The 2,049-nt window shown below is 71.2% G+C and carries 1 protein-coding gene; it reads right to left on the reverse strand.

Translation table 11 applies throughout. The features are described 5' to 3' along the window. Positions 1-579: 579 nt before the first annotated feature. On the reverse strand, positions 580-2,049 hold a 1,470-nt coding region (locus AC13HU_RS36250), incomplete at its 5' end, for an LCP family protein (protein WP_483046248.1).

Raw genomic sequence — 2,049 nt, forward strand, 5'->3', positions numbered from 1 at the left:
GTCCTGCTGGTAGCCGTCGTGATAGGAGCCCTGATCCCAGTCCGGGCCGCCGGGGTTGGAAGCGGCGCCGTATCCGGGCCCTCCCGCCCTGCCGTCGCGCATACGGGCTCCTCCACTGTCACCGGTCCGGCTGTGCCAGCCGTCATCCTGTCTTCGCGTCTGCTTTTCAGACCGTCTTCTCAGACCGTCCCTGTGTCAGACGGTCAGGTACCGGCCATAGTTGCACCCGGCACCTGTGACTTGCTGTGACCCACCACGGCGTGCGATGTGCCGCCTGGTCCCCCCGGGCAGCCGCGCGCGTGACGCACCGTACACACCGTGCGCGCCCACCGGGTGTGAACCGGCGGGCACTTCGCGTACCGCGGGCACCGCACATCCCCTACCACCGGCCGGACCGCGCCCTCGCGGCCGACGCCGACGGTCAGCGTAGCGCTGCCGATGTCGGGTGATGCTTTCACACCAGCGCCCCATATCTCACGGGCTCCGGGCACCCGAAATCCCCGCCGGCCCGCCCCGTCGCCGTCAACGAGGTCTCGGGACCGGACACATGGGTGATCGCCGGACATTCGGGAGTGTGATCTATCCCACGCAGGAGGTGTCGTCCGCGGTGATCGACTTCAGGCCCTTGGGCGGCGTGGTGGGCAGCGCGATCGGCGTGCCCGGTTTGCTGTAGTCCGCGCCCAGGGTGAGCGACATGTACGTGAGCGGCGGCACGTCCTTGGTGCCCTCGATCAGGGCCGAGGCGGGCAGGCCCATCATCGCGGCCAGCGAGCGGGCCTGGTCGGCCTGGTTCGGGGCGTACCGCAGGGTCGTCTTCGCGGGGTGCTGCGAGGAGTCGCCGCCGTTGGCGGAGCGGTTGACGCCCTTGTCGTTCTGCAGCCAGAGGAGCACGTCCTGGGACGCGCCGAAGGAGCCGGTGCCGTTGTACACGGTCACGCGCGTGTCGTGCGGGGTGGCCTTGGGGCCGACCAGCTTGGGGTCGGTCCCGACCGGGCCGCGCGACAGCGAGATGTCCTGCTTGACCACGTCGAAGAGCTGCGTCGACTTCGCCTGGTCGAGGACGACCGTGCGGTGCGTGCTGTCGGCCGGATCGTCCTTCACCGGCAACTCGGCGAACGTGAAGTGCTTCCGGTCGACCTTGCCGAACTCCCTCGCCAGGTCGTCCAGTGCGCTGACGCTGCCGATCGGGGTGTCCACGGTCAGCACGCGCGCGGCCGTGGTGGCCAACGCCGTGAGTTTCTTCGGATCGGTCAGGGTCGCGCCCGAGGTGGCGGTACGGAACAGCGCGGCCAGGAACTGCTCCTGCACCTGCACCCGGGCCAGATCACTGCCGGCGGGCACGCCCGACGAGCCGGGCAACTCCTTCTCGGCCCGCACCAGCGCCATCGCCTGCGCGCCCGCCACCTTCTGCTTGCCCGCGCCCAGCGACAGACCGGACGCCGGGTCGCGCAGCGGTTCCTTGAGGCACATCTCCACGCCGCCGAGCGCCGTGGTCAGCTTCTGCACCGCTGCGAAGTCCACCATCAGGAAGTGGTCCACCCGCACCCCGGTGAGCTGCGTGACCAGCCGCATCGCGCAGCCGGGGTCGCGCCCGGCGAGCACCGTCGAGAACTGCTGCCCGCTCGCGCCCTTCACCACGGTGTCGCCCACCGGGCACTCGGGCACATCGGTGACCAGGTTGGGCGGGATGCTCACCGCGGTGGCGTTGCTGCGGTCGGCCGACAGGTGCAGCAGCACCGCGGTGTCGGCCTGCCCGGTCGCGGCCGGGGTGCCGTGCTCGTGGCCGAGGCCGGCCCGGCTGTCGGTGCCCAGCATCAGTACGTTCATCTGGCCGGTGGTGGAGAAGGCCGCGCTGCCCGCGTTGCCGACGTCCACGGCGTGGACCACGGTGCCGGAGTGGTGGAAGGCGGCGTAGCCGCCGACACCGCCGGCGATGACCGCGAGGCCGATGGTGCCGGCCGTCCACAGCATCGTCCTGTTCTTACGCTGCTTGGGCTTGCGGCGGCTCGGGGTGCCCCCGGTCGCGGTCGAGGTCGCGGCCGCACGCCG

This window comes from Streptomyces sp. NH27 (genome assembly GCF_056859195.1).